General features: G+C 59.6%; 2 protein-coding genes. Both read right to left on the bottom strand.

Annotation, left to right across the window (positions count from 1 at the left end):
* On the bottom strand, nucleotides 1–624 hold a 624-nt coding region (locus tag AWB67_RS38215), incomplete at its 3' end, for a beta-keto acid cleavage family enzyme (protein WP_235025613.1).
* Between the two features lie 116 nt (nucleotides 625–740).
* On the bottom strand, nucleotides 741–1,206 hold a 466-nt coding region (locus AWB67_RS38210; protein WP_125477890.1), incomplete at its 5' end, for an aldehyde dehydrogenase family protein.

Genomic DNA, 1,206 nt, shown 5'->3' with positions numbered 1-1,206 from the left:
TAAGCAACATTCTCCTTCAATCGCCACCGCCTTCTCCTGCTTCCCTACGCCGCATACACCAGATTCAACGATAGCTCGAATCCCATGCGTTTCGATCAGGTGGCGCGCGAGGCGGACGTGCCCGAGATCGAATACCTCGAGTTCCGGCTTCACGCCTGCTTCCTCTATCAAGTTTGCCATCTTGATGAGATGGTCTGGCACATTCACGAATGCGCGATTACCGAAGTTCATGGTCGCTACGTCCAGCGTGCAAATTTCCGGGCGCAACTCGAGCACATGCCGGACACGAGCCTCAGGCGTCATCATCGTACTCAAGTCACTTCCGCGGTTCGGGTCCTCGTCGCTGGGAACGAAGCGTGCACCTGGGCCCGTCGTCAGATTGATCAATATCGGACACCCGCTATCACGGATACGCGAAACGACTTCTCTGTAGAGCGACAACTCGGTGCTCGGAACGCCAGTATCAGGTTCCCGGACGTGAATGTGTGCGATGCTCGCACCGGCTTCACATGCAGCAATGGCTTCCTCGGCGATTTGCCTGGGTGTAACGGGTACCGCAGGGCTCAGACGCGGGGTATCGTCGCTTCCAGTGAGTGCACAACTGATAATAGTCTTGTTAGTCATGGTGTTCGTTCAAAGAAATATGAATGAAGGTCCACACTCTCGCGCCTCGCCATGTGGCCGGCATCATGCGTCCTCGGACGGACATGGCGATGACCGCGCGGCGCGCCGAGGTACGCTCAGGCGACCCGCACGGGACCGAACGGTGCTGCGCCCACTGGAGCAACCCTGATCAGCTTCTTGTTGACGAATTCATCGAAGCCCAGCTGAGATAGCTCGCGGCCAAAGCCTGAGCGCTTGACGCCACCGAACGGCAGTTCCGCTGCCGTGCCGAATGGCTGGTTGATGAATACCATGCCGCTGTCGATCTGCGCGGCGACCCGCTCGCCGCGCTCGGTATCCGCTGTGAACACCGACGCGCCCAGACCGTACGGCGTGCCATTGGCGAGCGCAATCGCAGCGGCTTCATTCTCGACGACGTGGAACGCCGCGACGGGGCCAAAGAGTTCTTCGGCAAAGACGGCATTCTGCGGCGAGATGTCGGTCAAGACAGTCGGTTGCAAATAGAATCCCGGGCGCTCGACTCGCCTGCCCCCACACACGATGCGTGCCCCATGTGAAACCGCGCGACCGATCTGCTCGAGG

Origin of the sequence: Caballeronia terrestris (genome assembly GCF_001544515.1) — a bacterium.
Lineage (GTDB): Bacteria > Pseudomonadota > Gammaproteobacteria > Burkholderiales > Burkholderiaceae > Caballeronia > Caballeronia terrestris.
Note: the sequence above shows the minus strand (reverse complement) of the source record. Positions and strands in the feature narration are given on the sequence as shown.